The organism is Pseudomonas sp. NPDC088890, from assembly GCF_044900155.1.
In the GTDB taxonomy this organism is placed as follows: Bacteria; Pseudomonadota; Gammaproteobacteria; order Pseudomonadales; family Pseudomonadaceae; genus Aquipseudomonas; species Aquipseudomonas urmiensis.
Genome location: NZ_JBJDNG010000002.1, coordinates 335,654 through 352,146, shown reverse-complemented (window position 1 = coordinate 352,146; position 16,493 = coordinate 335,654). Strand labels below are relative to the sequence as shown.

At 62.2% G+C, this 16,493-nt stretch carries 20 protein-coding genes; 13 read left to right on the top strand and 7 right to left on the bottom strand.

Translation table 11 applies throughout. The annotated features are described in order from the left end of the window. Nucleotides 1–12 precede the first annotated feature (12 nt). Nucleotides 13–1,302: an OprD family porin gene (locus ACI2JX_RS06485; protein ID WP_368971275.1), complete on the bottom strand. Its 1,290-nt coding sequence runs from the start codon at nucleotides 1,300–1,302 to the stop codon at nucleotides 13–15. Nucleotides 1,303–1,662: 360 nt separating this feature from the next. On the opposite strand from ACI2JX_RS06485, the gene ACI2JX_RS06480 reads away from it, so the two are divergent. The 3 genes from ACI2JX_RS06480 to ACI2JX_RS06470 all read left to right on the top strand — a co-directional run bounded on the left by ACI2JX_RS06480 (nucleotide 1,663) and on the right by ACI2JX_RS06470 (nucleotide 3,147). After that, nucleotides 1,663–2,037, top strand: coding sequence for a histone-like nucleoid-structuring protein, MvaT/MvaU family (locus ACI2JX_RS06480; protein ID WP_264234389.1), 375 nt, complete (start codon nucleotides 1,663–1,665; stop codon nucleotides 2,035–2,037). A gap of 238 nt (nucleotides 2,038–2,275) precedes the next feature. Further along, the gene (gloA, locus tag ACI2JX_RS06475) at nucleotides 2,276–2,797 is read left to right on the top strand and encodes a lactoylglutathione lyase (RefSeq protein ID WP_368971276.1); all 522 of its coding nucleotides are present in this window, start codon (nucleotides 2,276–2,278) and stop codon (nucleotides 2,795–2,797) included. A gap of 101 nt (nucleotides 2,798–2,898) precedes the next feature. Continuing rightward, a complete protein-coding gene (locus ACI2JX_RS06470; protein ID WP_264234388.1) occupies nucleotides 2,899–3,147 on the top strand; it encodes a hypothetical protein in 249 nt (82 codons plus the stop codon). A gap of 173 nt (nucleotides 3,148–3,320) precedes the next feature. Here ACI2JX_RS06470 and ACI2JX_RS06465 read toward each other — a convergent pair whose 3' ends face one another. Continuing rightward, a complete protein-coding gene (locus ACI2JX_RS06465) occupies nucleotides 3,321–4,142 on the bottom strand; it encodes a shikimate 5-dehydrogenase (protein WP_368973221.1) in 822 nt (273 codons plus the stop codon). A 331-nt stretch (nucleotides 4,143–4,473) separates the two neighbouring features. Here ACI2JX_RS06465 and pbpG point away from each other — a divergent pair, with 331 nt between their 5' ends. Further along, nucleotides 4,474–5,394, top strand: a complete 921-nt coding sequence (pbpG, locus tag ACI2JX_RS06460) for a D-alanyl-D-alanine endopeptidase (protein WP_186553514.1) — start codon at nucleotides 4,474–4,476, stop codon at nucleotides 5,392–5,394. 51 nt (nucleotides 5,395–5,445) lie between these two features. On the opposite strand, the gene ACI2JX_RS06455 is transcribed toward pbpG, so the two are convergent. Beyond that, a complete protein-coding gene (locus ACI2JX_RS06455; protein WP_264234387.1) occupies nucleotides 5,446–5,880 on the bottom strand; it encodes a hypothetical protein in 435 nt (144 codons plus the stop codon). Between the two features lie 196 nt (nucleotides 5,881–6,076). Between ACI2JX_RS06455 and ACI2JX_RS06450 the strand changes: the two genes are divergently transcribed. The 9 genes from ACI2JX_RS06450 (at nucleotide 6,077) to ACI2JX_RS06410 (ending at nucleotide 13,686) form a co-directional block, all read left to right on the top strand. After that, on the top strand, nucleotides 6,077–7,402 hold the full coding sequence (locus tag ACI2JX_RS06450) for a lysine N(6)-hydroxylase/L-ornithine N(5)-oxygenase family protein (protein WP_264234386.1): 1,326 nt from the start codon (nucleotides 6,077–6,079) through the stop codon (nucleotides 7,400–7,402). Between the two features lie 175 nt (nucleotides 7,403–7,577). Next, a complete protein-coding gene (locus ACI2JX_RS06445; protein WP_264234385.1) occupies nucleotides 7,578–8,783 on the top strand; it encodes a PepSY domain-containing protein in 1,206 nt (401 codons plus the stop codon). After that, nucleotides 8,780–9,319, top strand: a complete 540-nt coding sequence (locus tag ACI2JX_RS06440; protein ID WP_186553518.1) for a thiamine pyrophosphate-binding protein — start codon at nucleotides 8,780–8,782, stop codon at nucleotides 9,317–9,319. The genes ACI2JX_RS06445 and ACI2JX_RS06440 overlap by 4 nt, the downstream gene beginning before the upstream one ends. Further along, entirely contained in the window at nucleotides 9,316–9,636 is a 321-nt protein-coding gene (locus tag ACI2JX_RS06435; protein WP_186553519.1) for a hypothetical protein, read from the top strand. Before ACI2JX_RS06440 ends, ACI2JX_RS06435 begins: the two co-directional genes overlap by 4 nt. Beyond that, complete coding sequence (locus tag ACI2JX_RS06430; protein ID WP_264234384.1) at nucleotides 9,633–10,202, top strand: DUF6162 family protein; 570 nt, start codon at nucleotides 9,633–9,635, stop codon at nucleotides 10,200–10,202. The genes ACI2JX_RS06435 and ACI2JX_RS06430 overlap by 4 nt, the downstream gene beginning before the upstream one ends. A 16-nt stretch (nucleotides 10,203–10,218) precedes the next feature. Beyond that, a complete protein-coding gene (locus ACI2JX_RS06425) occupies nucleotides 10,219–11,136 on the top strand; it encodes a metal ABC transporter substrate-binding protein (RefSeq protein WP_264234383.1) in 918 nt (305 codons plus the stop codon). Beyond that, complete coding sequence (locus ACI2JX_RS06420) at nucleotides 11,133–11,879, top strand: metal ABC transporter ATP-binding protein (protein ID WP_264234382.1); 747 nt, start codon at nucleotides 11,133–11,135, stop codon at nucleotides 11,877–11,879. The genes ACI2JX_RS06425 and ACI2JX_RS06420 overlap by 4 nt, the downstream gene beginning before the upstream one ends. Then, nucleotides 11,879–12,778, top strand: a complete 900-nt coding sequence (locus tag ACI2JX_RS06415) for a metal ABC transporter permease (protein ID WP_404689676.1) — start codon at nucleotides 11,879–11,881, stop codon at nucleotides 12,776–12,778. The genes ACI2JX_RS06420 and ACI2JX_RS06415 overlap by 1 nt, the downstream gene beginning before the upstream one ends. Nucleotides 12,779–12,780: 2 nt before the next feature. Then, nucleotides 12,781–13,686 carry a metal ABC transporter substrate-binding protein gene (locus tag ACI2JX_RS06410; RefSeq protein ID WP_368973222.1) on the top strand — a complete coding sequence of 302 codons (906 nt, stop codon included), beginning with the start codon at nucleotides 12,781–12,783 and terminating at the stop codon, nucleotides 13,684–13,686. A 74-nt stretch (nucleotides 13,687–13,760) separates the two neighbouring features. On the opposite strand, the gene ACI2JX_RS06405 is transcribed toward ACI2JX_RS06410, so the two are convergent. From ACI2JX_RS06405 to ACI2JX_RS06390, 4 genes are read right to left on the bottom strand one after another with little or no spacing between them, the layout of a single operon-like run. After that, nucleotides 13,761–14,825, bottom strand: a complete 1,065-nt coding sequence (locus ACI2JX_RS06405; RefSeq protein WP_404689675.1) for a DUF1615 domain-containing protein — start codon at nucleotides 14,823–14,825, stop codon at nucleotides 13,761–13,763. Between the two features lie 14 nt (nucleotides 14,826–14,839). Further along, nucleotides 14,840–15,391: a hydrolase gene (locus tag ACI2JX_RS06400; RefSeq protein ID WP_404689674.1), complete on the bottom strand. Its 552-nt coding sequence runs from the start codon at nucleotides 15,389–15,391 to the stop codon at nucleotides 14,840–14,842. Nucleotides 15,392–15,448: 57 nt separating this feature from the next. Next, nucleotides 15,449–16,168: a thioesterase II family protein gene (locus ACI2JX_RS06395; protein WP_404689673.1), complete on the bottom strand. Its 720-nt coding sequence runs from the start codon at nucleotides 16,166–16,168 to the stop codon at nucleotides 15,449–15,451. 10 nt (nucleotides 16,169–16,178) lie between these two features. Then, nucleotides 16,179–16,400: an MbtH family protein gene (locus ACI2JX_RS06390; RefSeq protein WP_368973213.1), complete on the bottom strand. Its 222-nt coding sequence runs from the start codon at nucleotides 16,398–16,400 to the stop codon at nucleotides 16,179–16,181. Nucleotides 16,401–16,493 lie beyond the last annotated feature (93 nt).

The following is a 16,493-nucleotide window of genomic DNA, read 5'->3' as shown; positions in this document are numbered from 1 at the left end:
TGGCAAAGCGACTTACAGGATCGAGAAGTTGTAGCTGACGATGACCCGGGTCTCGTCCATGTCGCGTGCCCACTTCTCGTAGTTGCTACGGTAGGTGGAATTACGCAGGCGCACGCTTACGTCCTTGAAAGTCCCGCTCTGTACTTGGTACTTGAGCTCGGTGTCGCGCTCCCATTCCTTGCCCTCGTCGCGACTGCCCGGGACCTTGATATGGTCGCCGTTGATGTAGCGGGTGAAGAAGGTCAGGCCCGGCACGCCCATTGCCTTGAAGTCGTAGTCATAGCGCAGCTGCCAGGAGCGCTCCTGAGCGGCAGCGAAGTCGTTGACCTGGGCGTAGTTGACCAGGTACGGGTTACTGCCATCGAGGTAAGGCATGGCGCTTTCGCCAAACATGCGCTGCCAGCCTGCACTGACTTTGTGGCCACCCAGGCTGTAGCCGAGCATGCCGCTGAAGGCACGATGATCGATCTCGCCGGCGCGAGCGTTCCCAATGTCGTCACTCTTGATCAGGCGCAAGTCGGCCGACAGGCTACCCATCGCCAGCGGCTGGCTGGCAACCACCCCGAGGAAGTGCTGGCGGTAGATGTTTTCAAGCTTGGCCACCTGGTATTGCGCGCTCAGGCGGTCGTTGAAGCGATAGTCCAGGCCCGCCAGGTCAAAGTGATCGGCTTCGATATCGCAGGCATAGCGCTTGTTCTTGCAATGAACGCGAATGTCCTGGCGATCGGTGGAGTCACGCGCGGTGTACTGGTTCAAGCGCGCCAGGGTGAACTTGAGGTCATGCACTTCTTCGGAGGTAAGCATCGCACCATGGAACAGGGTCGGCAGCAAACGGCCGTCGTTGTACTTGAGCAGCGGCAAGTCCGGCATCATCGAACCGTACTTGAGTACAGTGTTGGAAACTTTCACCTTGCCGGCCACACCGAGCTTTGCGTATTGGTCGGCAGAGCGGCGTGGATCATGCCCGCTGGAAGGCAGCAAACCACTGTTACTGTCGGCCGGGCTTGAATCGAGCTTGAAGCCAAGCATGCCCAGCGCATCTACACCAAAACCGATCGGCCCTTGGGTATACCCAGACTGCACATTGAGAATAAAGCCTTGGGCCCACTCTTCGCGCTTGGACGCGCCTTGGCTGGAACTGCTGTGGCCGTCACGAAAATCCCGGTTGAAATAGACATTGCGTGCTTCAAGCTTGGCCGTGGCGTCTTCAACAAAACCGGCGGCCTGGGCATTGACACCGGCACACAGCAAGAACAGGCCGGCAACACGACGCCCGGGGGCGAGTGGGAGGGGGGCAAACATGCGAGGGAACATCCAAAAAGAAAGGCGAAAACAATCCGCCGCCGTCAATGGCCGCGGTACTGCAGCACAGCCGAAGACATATCGACCAGCATCTTGAATGTTCATCCAAAGCCTCTGGCGCGGGCAATTGGACCATGGTCTAAACAACTGGCGGTTGGCACCCGTGGACTTTGTAAATTGCCGTTCGAAAAACTAAATTAGTTCCAGATCAATGGATTGAAAGTTTACGGTTTACCCACTAGCCAGCGACTACTACACTCGACCACAGCGAACAGCTGTACCCACCCACGTGGCCGGCGTTTAACGCGTCTTCAATGTTCGTCACGCCCTTGCCACAGTTGAATTACAGGAGTGATGACAGTGTCCAGACTTGCAGAGTTTCGTGCTGCCGAAAAAGCCCTCCAGGAACAGATTGCCCAACTGGAAGCGCTGAAAAAGGATGCCGGCCTCAAACGCGAAATCGAATTCGAGCAGAAACTACTCGGGCTGATGAAAAGCTATGACAAGGGCCTGCGCGATATCGTTGCCATCCTCGACCCTAAAGCCGCCAGCAAGGTGGCTTCCAAGGCCCCGGGTGCGGCGCCCAAACAGCAGCGTCGACCCCGGGTAGTGAAAGTCTACGAGAACCCGCACACCGGAGAATTGATCGAGACCAAAGGTGGCAATCACCGGGGCCTTAAAGCCTGGAAAGAGGAATATGGCGCGAACACGGTAGAAAGTTGGCTGCGCCCATGAAACGTGCACATACACTTCACACTTTTTTCACAGCGCCTGCCGCACCATCGAACCAGCTAAAGGATTAGCGACCCCATCTGCGCCCGCACACGCGGGCCTCTAATTCAAGCGCCCTGCCCTCGTGCAGGGCGCTTTCATTTTGCGCAATCGCTTCAGTCCCGTATCATGACCGGCCTGTCTTTACCGCTGGCGTCCCAGGATACAAAGCCTAGGGCCCGGCCCCGTCTCTGGAGCCCCCATGAGCCTGAACGATCTGAACACCCTGCCTGGCGTTACCGCTCAGCCGGACACCGCCACCGCTCAATTCGTCTTCAACCACACCATGCTGCGGGTCAAGGACATCGAGAAGTCGCTGGACTTCTACACCCGCGTGCTGGGTTTTCGCTTGGTAGACAAGCGCGACTTCCCCGAAGCGCAGTTCAGCCTGTACTTCCTGGCCCTGGTCGACCCTTCGCAGATCCCTGCCGATGACGCGGCCCGCCACCAGTGGATGAAGTCGATCCCAGGCGTACTGGAGTTGACCCACAACCACGGCACCGAAAACGATCCTGAGTTCGCGTACCACAACGGCAACAGCGATCCACGTGGTTTCGGCCATATCTGCATCTCTGTGCCAGACGTCGTAGCCGCCTGCGCGCGCTTCGAAGCACTCGACGTGCCGTTCCAGAAACGCCTGGCCGATGGCCGCATGAACCACCTGGCGTTCATCAAGGACCCGGATGGCTACTGGGTCGAAGTGATCCAGCCAACCGAGCTGTAAGCAAGCCGCCCGCCTGGGCGCGCTCGTCGGGCCGGGAACTACCGGCCCCTTGCTGTGGTATATGGAAGTAACCGCTTCCACACCACAGCGAGGTAAGGACGATGCAAACCCTTCACTGTGAATACCGCGACCACACCATCACTGCCAGCGTCATGGCCCACCCTGGGTCACCCCTGCCCTATGCCGCTGGATGCCTGATCACCGACCCTGAAGGTCACACCAGCAGGCGCTTGGCGCTTCCGCTGAAAATGGCCTTGCTGTCTGATCTGAACAACGCCCAGCATGCGTCTCTGGCCCATGGCAAGTGGCTGGTGGATCAGAAGCTTGATGGTGATAGACGCACGCTCTGATATCGCCCATTAATTGGGGCCGCTTCGCGGCGGTTCGGCGTCCCGACAAGCCCGCTCTGACAGGTACAGCGCCAATCTAGAGAACGGCGCTGTACCTGTGGGAGCGGGCTCGTCGGGACGCCGAACCGCCGCGAAGGGGCGCGAAGCGGCCCCATGACGGGCGGTTCGAGTATTCAGGTAGCGCGCGCGTATGCGATGGCAGATTCGACCTGCTCAGCTGTCGGCCTGACACCGGTGTACAGCACGAACTGCTCCAGCGCCTGCAGAGCGATCACCTCAAGCCCGGTAATCACCGGCTTACCTAGCGCTTGCGCCTTGCGAACCAGTGGCGTGAGCGCAGGCATCGCGACCACATCGAATACCCGCTCGGCTGCGGCAATGGCCGTTTCAGCAAACGCCAATTGCTCGGCCTCAGCCCCACCCGCCATGCCGATTGGCGTCACGTTGACCAACATGGGCGGCGCCAGGTCACCCAGCTCGGCCTGCCAGCGATAACCGCAGACATCCGCCAACTGCCGCCCAGCTTGCTCATTGCGGGCGACGATGATCCCTTCGCGAAAACCGGCATCGCGCAAGGCGCTGGCCACGGCCTTGGCCATTCCACCACTGCCACGCAAGGCAAATGCTGTCGCCGGGTCCACCTGATGCTGCTCAAGCAACTGGCGCACCGCCAGATAGTCGGTGTTGTAGGCCTTCAAATGGCCGTCGCTGTTGACCAGGGTGTTGACCGATTCGATGGCCTGCGCCGATGGATCGATCTCGTCGACCAAGGCCATGCACGCTTCCTTGTACGGCATCGACACCCCACAGCCGCGGATCCCCAGGGCGCGGATCCCCGCCACCGCAGCAGGCAGATCTTGGGTGGTCATGGCCTTGTAGTAGTAATCCAGCCCCAACTGCTGGTAGAGGTGATTGTGAAAGCGCACGCCAAAGGTGCCGGGGCGACCGGCCAGGGAAATACACAGCACGGTGTCTTTGCTAGGGGTCATCGCCAGGGTTACTCCTTGACCGTCACTGAATCGATTACGCAGCCTAGCAGACAGCGCCACCGGCGCGCCTCAGTTGATCGCGCAGCCAGGCATAGGTTCAGCGCAAGCTTGCAGGAGCGGGCTTGCCCCGCGATGAGGCCAATACCAACACCCTCCGAGCACAAGCTCAGACGACGAACGGCATCTGAAGAACCGATCCAGCATGAAGCTTTTTTCATTTCATCGCCGGCCCTGAGCGAGCAATCGACAGCACTTCGACCATACTCCACAATGCGACGGTTTTTTGGGGGAAACCCTTGCACAGCCAACGACATACCAACTTTTAGTGAGCCTCAACGTGAAAACTTCCCTGTCCATCCTCAGCCTGCTGCTGTTGCTCACAGGAACTGCGACCCTTCCGTCGACCGCTGCTGCACAACCCCCGGCCCAGGTTCAACGCGACCCTTCGAAACTGCACCTGGCCTCTGGCAGCGCCCTGCTGATCGACCTGAACACCAATAAGGAGTTGTACTCGAGCCACGCTGATCGCGTGGTCCCCATCGCTTCGGTCACCAAGCTGATGACCGCGATGGTGGTGCTCGATGCCAAGCAGCCCATGGACGAAATGCTCAGCATGACCATCGCCAACAACCCGGAGATGAAGGGCGTCTATTCCCGCGTTCGCTTGGGCAGCCAGCTCGATCGCCGCGAGACCTTGCTGATCACCTTGATGTCGTCGGAAAACCGCGCCGCCAACAGCCTGGCCAACCATTACCCAGGCGGCTACAACGCGTTCATCAAGGCCATGAACGCCAAGGCCCGCAGCTTGGGCATGAGCCACACCCGGTATGTCGAGCCCACCGGCCTGTCGACCTTGAACGTCTCCACTGCACGGGATCTGGCCAAGTTGCTGATGGCTTCGCGCAAGTACCCACAGTTGAGCGAGCTGTCGACCACCCGCGAAAAAACCGTGGCGTTCCGCAAGCCCAACTACACCCTGGGCTTTCGTAACACCGACCACCTGGTCAACAAGAGCAATTGGGATATCAAGCTGACCAAGACCGGCTTTACCAATGAAGCCGGGCATTGCCTGGTGCTGCTGACCAAGATGGACAACCGGCCGGTCGCGATGGTGATTCTCGATGCATTCGGCAAGTACACCCACTTTGCCGATGCCAGCCGCATGCGTCAGTGGCTGGAGACCGGCGCCGCCAAACCGGCACCTGCGGTGGCCATGCAGTACAAGGCTGAGCGGCGCAATCGCGTGGCGGCGGACTGAGCCTGTCGCGCAACAGGTGCACACGGGCCGCCCGGCGGCCCGAATCGGCTGTCACGCCTGAGTATTGACCATACCGCCCGCGCTGCTGCCGCCGGTCTTGCTCAGTGCTTCGAGCAACTGCGCGGTAGCGGCCATGATCTGGCCATTGAGCGTGGCGATACTGGCCTGCTTGGCGGTCACTGCCGCCAACTTGACGGTGTCGTCCGTCTTCTGCGCCATCAGATCAGCCAGTTGCTTCTGTTCCTCGGCCATCTGCTTTTGCAGCTGCTTGATCATTTCGCGCAACTGCTTGATGTGCGCAGGCTCACTGCTCTCTTCACTGGCGCCTGCTGCCGGCGCCTGGCCGCCCCCTGCGACTTTGCCCAGGTCTGCCTGGGCGGTTGCGCCCGCTTTCTCACCCTGCTCGGCCTCGCTCAGCTGAGCGGTTTTCGCCGCGGCCTCAAGCGAAGCATTACTGTTGATGGTAACTGCAGTAATTCCAACCATGTTCTTAACCTGCCTTGAGGTGGTCCTTGCGTTGACTCACTTATCGGCCGGGCGGTGCAGTTCTTGAGGGCGCAAGCCCAGCCAGGCAACAGGGGTCGGTTAAATTCCCTGAAAGCTGGCTCGTTCCCACTGTGTATCAGGCGCAGGAGCCGGACCCCGGCAGGCGTCCACATTCGAACTTTAGGGAATCGCAGCCATGAGCCAGACCCCAGAAACAATCAAAGACCTGATCGGCGTGGGTTTCGGCCCTTCCAACCTGGCGCTGGCCATCGCCCTGGAAGAGCTTGCCCAAAGCCAAGGCCACGCGCTCGATGCGCTGTTTATCGACAAGCAACACGATTACCGCTGGCACGGTGACACCCTTGCCACCCAAAGCGAGCTGCAGATTTCCTTCCTCAAGGACCTGGTCTCGCTGCGCAACCCCACCAGCCCCTACAGCTTCGTCAACTACCTGCACCAGAAGCAGCGTCTGGCCGATTTCATCAATCTGGGCACTTTCTACCCCTGCCGCCTTGAGTACAACGACTACCTGCGCTGGGCAGCCGAGCACTTTGCGGCCCAAGCGGTGTACGGCGAACAGGTATTGCGTATCGAGCCTGAAGTGACCGGCGGGCGGGTTGAACACCTGCGCCTGGTGTCGCGTGATGCCAATGGCCGCGAGCATAGCCGCCGCACCCGCGCGGTGGTGATCGGCAGCGGCGGCACGCCGAAGATCCCCGACAAGTTCACCGCGTTCAAGGACGACCCGCGGGTCTTTCACCACTCCAAGTACCTCAGCAGCCTGGCCAAACTGCCTTGCACCGAGGGCAAGGCAATGCGCATTGCAGTGATCGGCTCCGGGCAGAGCGCCGCCGAAGCCTTCATCGACCTCAATGACAGCTACCCCTCGGTCAAGGTCGACATGATCCTGCGCGCCACCGCATTGAAGCCCGCCGATGACAGCCCGTTCGTCAACGAGATTTTCGCCCCCGACTACACCGACCTGGTCTATAACGAACCGGCCGAGCAACGCAGCAAACTGATCGGCGAATACCACAACACCAACTACTCGGTGGTCGACCTGGATCTGATCGATCGCATCTACGGCATCCTCTATCGGCAGAAGGTTTCCCACCAGTTCCGGCATAACGTGCTATGCCGACGCAATGTCGAAGCGGTCGTGGCGACGCGCGATGGCATCGAGCTGACCTTGCGCGACCTGGCTACCGGCCATCAGCAGACCCACCGCTATGATGCAGTCATCCTCGCCACCGGCTACGAGCGTCGCTCGCACCGCGAGTTGCTGGCGCCGCTTGAAGGCTATCTGGATGACTTCAGCGCCGACCGCAACTACCGCCTGCTGGCAAGCCCAGACCTGCAAGCGTCGGTCTACCTGCAAGGTTTCTGCGAGACCACCCACGGCCTGAGCGACACCCTGCTCTCGGTATTGCCGGCACGGGCCGCAGAAATCGGCCAGGCGCTGTACAAGGATCTGGCCCGGCACGGCAATGCCCAGCCGCTAGCCGCCCTGACCGGTGCCTGAACCGCTCTGACGCTGGGCCTCAAGCCGGCATGTCGCCTCAACGCGCATGCCGGCTTGCGCTTTCTGAAACATTTGCTTGCATTTAAAAAGGCAGGATTTTGATTCTCATTCGTCCTTAATAATGCAGCCTTACAGGTTGAGCATGCGCTCGACCCTCATTTTCAGAAGATGACCGATGGCCCAATCAACCAAAACTAAGAAGTCCAAGTCCAAGCTGTGGTTTCTGGTGCACAGTTGGCTCGCCCTGCCGATCTGGTTCTTTGTCCTGATCGTCTGCTTCACCGGCATGCTCGCGGTGGTCAGCCAGGAGATCGTCTGGCTGGCCAACCCGGACGTGCGCGCCAGCAAGCCTAGCGACGATGCCCAGCGCTTGAGCTTCCAGCAGATCCTCGACGCCATGCACAAGGCCGAGCCGGAGATGGCCGTGCGCAGGCTGGTGCAGCCTGACGGCTCGCACTTTGCCCTGACCGCCAACGTCACCAATCCTGACGGCACCACACCGACGCTGTATGTGAACCCTTATACCGGTGCTATCCAGGGCAAGGTGCCCGACTTCAACTTCGAGGCGTTCACTCGCGCGTTGCATGGCTGGTGGCTGGTGCCCTTCACCAACGGCTTTAGCTGGGGCTGGTACTTGGTATCGCTGCTCGGGCTGCCGATGCTGGCATCCTTGGTAACGGGCCTGGTGGTCTACAAGAAGTTCTGGAAAGGCTTTTTCAAGCCGCTGCGCACCGGCCACGGTTCGCGCATCTTTTGGGGTGATGTGCACCGCCTGGCGGGGGTCTGGTCAATCTGGTTCATTGCGGTCATTTCTATTACCGGTATCTGGTTCCTGATCCAGGCGATCCTGTCTGACAATCACATCACCATTTCCACCGAGCCGGTGGTGCCAGTGATTTCCCGCGAAGATGTGCCGCAGACCGCTGATGGCAGCCCGGCGCCACGCATCGACCTGGATGAGGCTGCGCGCATTGCAACCACCGCTATCCCAGGCCTGGACATCAGCTTTGTGATGATGCCCGCGACGTCCTATAGCCATGTCAGCATGGGCGGACGCGGCTGGTATCCGCTGATGTACCAGACCGCCGCAGTCAACCCCTACACGCGCACCGTCGACAGTAAGTTCCTGCTAGAGGACCGCTCGACCCTGGAGTTCGTCACCGAATCGATGCGCCCGCTGCACACCGGCGACTTTGGTGGCCTGGCCATCAAGCTGGTCTGGTTCTTCTTTGGCCTGGTCCTGACCCTGATGGTCCTCAGCGGCCTGCTGATCTGGACCAAGCGCACCGCCCAGGCGACCGCCGCCGCCCTCAAGCGCAGCGAACGTGCACCTGCCTCACGCAAAGCACGCGTTGAAACCCCTGTGGAGGTCCAGCCATGAGCAAGGCCCAAGCCCTGCCCGCAAGCCCGTTGAAGCAATTCTGGCTGAAGTGGCGCTTTCACCTGAACATCCTGCTGATCCTGATTCCGCTGGGCTTTATGCCCAAGTACTTTGCCGATGCCGCGATGTTCCGGGGTGACAGCGGCCTGGGGGCCAATCAGCAAAGCGCCATCCAGGTCGGCCCGTACACCCTGGATCTGGCCGAAATGCGCGATGAAGCGCCGAGGGCGGACGGTCCGGCAGGCTATTTCAAACTGTTCAACGCAGCGCTGTGCAAAGCCTGCCTCAAGGACGTCAAGGCGGTTTACCTGCGCATAGGCAAGCCGCGCAGCCTGCGCGCTGCGGGCACCATCTTCTTTGGCGCTCCGTACCGCATGGCGACCTCACTGCCGGTGCCCCCGCGCACCAAACCTGATGCGCAGATCTGGATCACCATCGAAGGCTGGGACGGCAGCATGCACCAGGCGCCGGTGGCGCTGGCCAAAGCATCGCCGGCCACTGTGGCCTGGCTCGAAAAACAAGGAGGCAAGAAATGAAACACCTGATGCGCAGGCTGGCCCTGCCCCTGCTGCTCGTCGCTGCCGCTCCTGCCCTGGCGCACAACCCGATGTGCGAATGCGAGCCGGTCGGCAGCGACCAGATCAAATGCACCGGCGGTTTCTCCGATGGTAGCGGCGCACCGGGTGTGACCCTCGATGTCATCGGCTATGACGAGCAGGTGCTGGTCGGCAGCAAACTGGGCGATGACTCGACCCTGACCTTCAAGCGCCCGGATGGCGAGTTCTATGTGCTGTTCGATGCCGGCCCGGGCCATGTGGTTGAAGTCGACTATGCCGATATAGGCGAGCCATGAGCCGCGCCCAGGTCATCCGCCCGGCCGGTGCCGGGCACGAAACGCTGTATGTACTGCTGAGCGCACTGTTGATCATGCTGCTGGCGGCCACAGTGGTCGGGCTGCGCGGCGAACGCGAGGACGAGGTCAGCATCGCCAGCCACCAGATCGATGCCCGCCGCGACCTGAATGCCGCCGAACAAGGTGTTTTCACCGACCTATGGGTAGCGTTTGACGAGATTCAGATGCTGCGGGAAGAAAACGCTGCAGCGCCAGCGGTCGCCGCGCTCGCCGAAGAGGGCCTGCCGCCCTTCGTCAACGATGCCAGCAGCGACAGCCGTGGCCGTCATCAGTGGCAGTGGCTTGCCGCCGGCGCCTACCTGGGAAGCAGCCAGGACGCCCAGGTAGCCGGCAGCTTCCTGCTGATTCTGCCGGCTAACGCCGATGGCCAGGCCGACGTCTGGCTGCGCCGCGACAGCGCAGCGCTGGTACCCGACGATCTGGGCCACGAAGCACTGATCGCCGCCGGCTGGCAGCAAATCGTCAGCCACTACGACGCCGGGGTCACCCGCCAACACCGTCACTGAATCCAAGGACTCCCCCATGCTGCGCTCCGTCTTCGTTCGCCGCGTCTTCGCCCTGCTCCTGGCCTGCGCCCTGCCGGCCCTGGCCCAGGCCGAGAACGGCCAACCCCTGCGAATCGGCATTACCCTGCACCCTTACTACAGCTACGTGAGCAACATCGTCGGCGACAAGGCCGAGGTGGTGCCGCTGATTCCGGCCGGGTTCAATCCACACGCCTACGAGCCGCGCGCCGAGGACATCAAGCGCATCGGCACCCTGGACGTGATCGTGCTCAATGGCGTCGGCCACGATGACTTTGCCGACCGGATGATCGCCGCCAGCGAAAAACCGCAGATCAAGACCATCGAATCGAACGCCAACGTGCCGCTGCTGGCCGCCACCGGCATCGCTGCACGCGGCGCCGGCAAGGTGGTCAATCCGCACACCTTCCTGTCGATCAGCGCCACCATCGCCCAGGTCAACAACATCGCCCGCGAGCTGGGTAAGATCGACCCGGACAACGCCAAGTTCTACACGCAGAACGCCCGCGCCTATGCCAAGCGCCTGCGCAAGCTGCGCGCCGACGCCCTGGCCAAGGTGACCGAGGCGCCCAATGCCGAGTTTCGCGTGGCCACCATCCACGCCGCCTACGACTACCTGGTGCGCGACTTTGGCCTGGAAGTCACTGCCGTGGTCGAGCCGGCCCATGGTATCGAACCCAGCCCTGCGCAGCTGAAGAAGACCATCGACCAGCTCAAGGCACTGGACGTCAAGGTGATCTTCTCGGAGATGGACTTCCCCTCCGCCTACGTCGAAACCATCCAGCGTGAATCCGGCGTGCACCTGTACCCGCTGACGCACATTTCCTACGGCGAATACACCAAGGAAAAATACGAGGTGGAGATGAAGCGCAACCTCGATACCGTGGTCAAGGCCATCCAGGAGAACCGCGCATGACTGCGGCGGCCAACCTCACCGTCGCCAGCGGACCGCGCATCGAGTTTGCCGGCATCGACCTGACCCTGGGCCGCACGCGCATTCTTGAGCAGGTCGCGTTCAACGTCGCACCAGGCAGCGTGCACGCCATCGTCGGGCCCAATGGTGGCGGCAAAAGCTCGTTGATCAAGACCTTGCTCGGGCAAATGCCCCATCAAGGGCAGCTGACCTTGCATTGGCCAAGCGAACAAGAAGTGATCGGCTACGTGCCCCAGGCATTGGAGTTCGATCGGGGCCTGCCGATGACCGTGGACGACTTCATGGCCGCCATGTGCCAGCGCCGCCCGGCCTTCCTCGGCTTGTCGCGGCGTGTGCAACCGGCCATCGACGCAGCCCTGGCGCGGGTCGGCATGCTCGACAAGCGCAAACGGCGCATGGGCGCGCTCTCTGGCGGCGAGCGCCAGCGCGTGCTGCTGGCCCAAGGGTTGATCCCTGAGCCGCAATTGCTGGTGCTGGACGAGCCGATGTCGGCCTTGGACGAGGCCGGCATCCAGGTGTTCGAGCAGCTGCTGCACAGCTGGCGCCAGGCCGGCACCACCGTGCTATGGATCGAGCACGACCTAGAAGCGGTGCTGCGCCTGGCCGATCGGGTCACCGGACTGAACCGCAAGGTGCTGTTCGACGCCCCGCCGGCACAGGCCCTGACCCCAGAACGCCTGCTCGGGCTGTTCTCCGTTCACCCCCGCAGCGAGAGCCTCGCCTGATGAGCTTTGAAGCCTTCCGCCAACTGGTCCAGGAATGGGCCAGCGCTGGCTACTTACCGGAGGCGCTGGCCTACGGTTTCGTGATCAATGCCCTGATCGCCGGCCTGATGATCGGCCCGGTGCTGGGCGGCCTGGGCACCCTGGTGGTGGTCAAGCGTTTTGCCTTCTTCTCCGAAGCAGTCGGCCACGCCGCCTTGACCGGGGTGGCCATCGGCATCCTGCTCGGCGAGCCCTACACCGGCCCCTATGGCAGCCTGTTCGGCTACTGCCTGTTGTTCGGCATCCTGCTCAACTTCCTGCGTAACCGCACCGGGCTGTCGCCGGACACCCTGATCGGGGTGTTCTTGTCGGTGTCGCTGGCGCTTGGTGCAAGCCTGCTGTTGATGCTGGCGGGCAAGATCAACGTGCACATTCTGGAAAACGTGCTGTTCGGCTCGGTGCTGACGGTCAGCGCCCAGGACCTGGTGGTGCTGGGGATCGTTGCGATCCTGGTGCTGGCCTTGGCCCTGCCGCTGTACAACCGGATCATGCTGGCCAGCTTCAACCCGCAGCTGGCGGCGGTGCGTGGGGTTGCGGTAAAGACCCTGGACTACCTGTTCGTGGTACTGGTGACCCTGGTCACCGTGGCCTCGGTGAAGGTCATTGGCGCCATCCTGGTCGGCGCGCTGCTGGTGATCCCCGCCGCTGCCGCACGCCTGGTGAGCCAGTCGCTCAAGGGCTTTTTCTTCATCTCGGTAGGGATCGCGACCTTGAGCACCTTGTGCGGCATCCTGCTGCCGATCGTCTTCGACCTGCCGGTGCCGTCGGGCGCTGCGATCATCCTGGTCGCCGGTGTCTGCTTCGCCCTCGCCGCGCTGGCCCGCGCACTCGTCCCCCGCCTGCAAGGAAACCCGGCATGACCCTGAACCTCAAGCATCTGACCCTGGCCCTCGCCCTGGCTGGCCTGCCTGGCCTGGCACTGGCGGCGCAACCTGCCGCGCGCGCGCCAAGCAGCGCCACCACCAGCGTGCTGACCACCTTGCCGGTGACCCACAGCCTGGCCGCCAGCCTGCTCGACGGCACCTCGGTGCAGCTCAAGCGCGCCGCACCGGCCAACCTACCGGCGACCCGCCAGCCTTCGTACTTCAGCGGGCGTGGCGGGGCAAGCCTGCACAAAGCCGCGCAGCAGGCCGATGCGGTGATTGGCCTGCGCTCGATCTGGCGCGATGACCCGCTGTATCCGATGGCCCGGCGCAGCAACATCCGCATCGTCGAGATCGATGCAGCGCGGCCGGTCGACGGCGCCCTGCCAGGCATCGCGGTGCAGGGTGACGATGCCTTCGCTGGATACCCTTGGCTCAACCCGACCAACCTGGGGCGCATGGCCGATGTCATGGCCAATGACCTGGAGCGCCTGTCGCCCGCGGACAAGGACAAGATCCAGGCCAACCTCGCCACCCTCAAGCGGCAGATGCTGGAACTGATTTCAAGCAGCCAGAGCCGCTTGGCCGAAGCTGACAATCTCAGCGTGGTCAGTTTGTCGGAACGCCTGGGCTATCTGGCCAGCGGGCTGAACCTGGATGTGGTCGATCAGCCGCTGCCGGCCGAGGACAAGTGGGACGAGGCGGCGCTCAAGGCCTTGGCCGATAACCTCAAGGGCCAGGACGTGGCGCTGGTGCTGCACCACCGCCAACCTGATCCGGCTGTGGCCGAGGTGATCAAAGCCGCTGGTGCCAAGCTGCTGGTGGTCGATAGCGATGCGCAAGATACCCTGGCCGGGCTCAAAGCCAGTGTCGAGCAGGTGGTCGGGGCATTGAGCCAAGGCTGATAGATGTTCAGAGGCCCTCAAGAGCCTCTTCGGCGGCGCCGCAAAAGCCCAGAGGCCAATGGCGCGCCGCCGAGCTATCGCCTCATACAGCGCTCATATCGCTCATCCACCCGCCCTGCAAACCACGCCGTGGTCAGCTTGCGGGTTATCTTCGGGCTCTTGAGCTCGATCCCCGGCAACACCGCCCGTGGCACTTGCTTGCCCGCCTTGGCATCGGCCAGGGCAAACACCCCGCGATACAGCTCGGTTTGTTCAAATTCAAGGCTGTCGCTCTCCTCCAACTGGCTGCGAATCTGGGTATTGCGCAGGCCAAGCTGGCGCCCCAGTTTGCGCGCTGCCTGCTCGGTGCTGCCGGGCATGATGGCCCCCGGCGCGATCAAGTCGCCATCGAGCGCCAATGTGATCCCCGTCACCTGGCTCAAGGCTGCCTGGAACGCCGCGTCGCGGCTGGCATACCAACCGGCATTGAAGTCGGCGAAGCGATACAGCTGGCGCTGGTAGTTGGCCGGATAGCCCAACAGATGAGCGATGCCGAAATACATGCCGCCGCGCCGACTGAACACTTCCTGGCGAATCGTCCCGGCATAGCTATACGGGTAGTCCTTGGCATGGCGTTCGGCAAACGCGATGCTGACCTGCATCGGCCCGCCGGTGTGCACTGGGTTGAGGCCATCGAGCAAGGTGCGCCCAAGCGGCAGTCCGGCGATGAAATCATCGAACAGCGCACTCAGTTGCTTTTCACTGCGCACGGCGAGCAGGCGTTGCTGGTAGGTCTTGCCGTTGGCAGAGGGGGTATTCAACGCGCCATCGACCAGCAGCCGGGGAATGTGCAGGCGGGCTGCCCGTCGATCGATCTCCTGGCGTGCGATCCGGCCAAGATTGGGCACTTGCGGGTCAGCGCTGAATGTCGACTCCTGCTCGGTCACCGCCAAGACCGCGCAGAGATTGCTCTTGCTTGCGCTGATGTGCTGGGCTTGAAGGGCGGTTTGGATGTCCTGCGCCCAGCCCTGGCGGTCCTTGACCTGGGCAGGCAGCAGGCGCATCAACTGGGCAAGTACCTGGGCAGGGTCAGCAGCCTGTTGTTCCTCGCGCCGCCCGGCACAACCCTGGAGCAGCGCCAGCACCATCAGCCCTGCCATTGCAATACGCGCGTTCAGGGCTGCTCACCGACCAGGTAGGTCTTGCTGATGTGGCGGAACAGCGGATGGCTGGCACTGCCCATCAGCTCGAACAGCACCATTTCGCCAGTGACCAGCTGGGCGCCAGCATCGCGCATGCGCGCAAGGCCTGCGGCTTTATTGGCCGGGGTGCGGCTGTCGCAGGCGTCCTCGACCACGAATACCTGCTTGCCCAGCGCACGTAGGCCCAGCACGGTCTGCAGCACGCAGACATGGGTTTCCATTCCACAGACGATCACCTGCTCACGCTCGAGCAGACTGGCCGGCAAGCATTGCGCGGCCACACAGGAGAAGTGGTTTTTCTCGACGATCTGGGCGCCAGGCGAGGCAGCCTTGAGCTCAGCCAAGGTCGGCCCGAGGCCTTTGGGGTACTGCTCGGAAATTACTGTCGGCAGTTCCAGCTCAGCGCTCGCCGCGAGCAGCCAGCGTGCCCGGGCGCGCGTGCCCTGTGGATCGCTCATGGCGCCGATGAGCTTTTCCTGGATGTCGACCACCAACAGCGTGGCCTTGTGCGGATCGATCAGCATTGTCAGCCTCTTGCCCGGGAAAAGCTCAAGCCTCGCCCATGCAAGAGACGCCGTCAATCAAGCGCTCAGGCGATGCGGTTCGAGCGCTTGGGCCAACACGGCCAGGACTCGATCCTCGTGCTCATGAATGAAGAAGTGTCCGCCAGGGAAGGTCTGCAAGGAAAACTCAGCCAGCGTTTCCTGGCCCCAGGCCAACAGTTGCTCTTCACTGGCCCGGTCATCTGCACCGCCCAAAACATGCAGCGGGCAGCGCAACGCTGGCCGCTGACGGTAGGCATAGTGACCACACAGCAGGAAGTCGGCGCGCAGAATGGGCAGGGTCAGGCTCATCAGTTCAGCATTGGCCAAGACCTCTTCCGGGGTTCCTTGCAGCTCGCGCAGCTCGGCGATCAACTCGTCGTCGCTTTTCGCAATACGCCAGTTCTTGCCGTCGTAGTCCTCGCGCCGGGTCGGCGCCGCAGTGCCGCAGGCAAACAACGCCAGCGGCGGCGCACAGCCCAGTGCCTGCAACTCATGGGCAAGCTCGAAGGCCAGCAGCGCGCCCAAGCTATGGCCAAGCAACGCGTAGGGCGTGCTGGCGGCCAGGCGCTGCTCGCTGGCGAGCTGCCTGGCCAGGGCCTGCATGTCGGTGTGCAAGGCTTCGCCCATGCGCGCACCACGCCCAGGCAGTTCAACCGGACGCACCTGCAACCAGGCCGGCAGCTTGCGCCGCCAGCGGTTGTAAACCATGGCACTGGCACCAGAGTAAGGCAGGCACAACAGATTCACTGCAGTCACCGATAACGCCTCACTGAGCCACGGTTTCTGCCATCTTCTGGCGCAGGCTCAACGGACGCATGTCAGTCCAGACTTCATCGATGTAGGCCAGGCAGTCCTTTTTCAGTCCGCTCTTGCCAGCGGCGCGCCAGCCGGCTGGGATCGCCTTGTAGTCGGGCCAGATCGAATACTGCTCTTCGTGGTTGACCACTACCTGGAACACGATGTCGTCGCGGTCGAATACGGAAGTCATTGCCTGTCTCCTTGAATGATGAAGGCCGCTACGCACCCGGCGCAGGGCGGCTCTTCACTAAACGTAGGAAGCTTCAGAAAAATTAGTCACCTC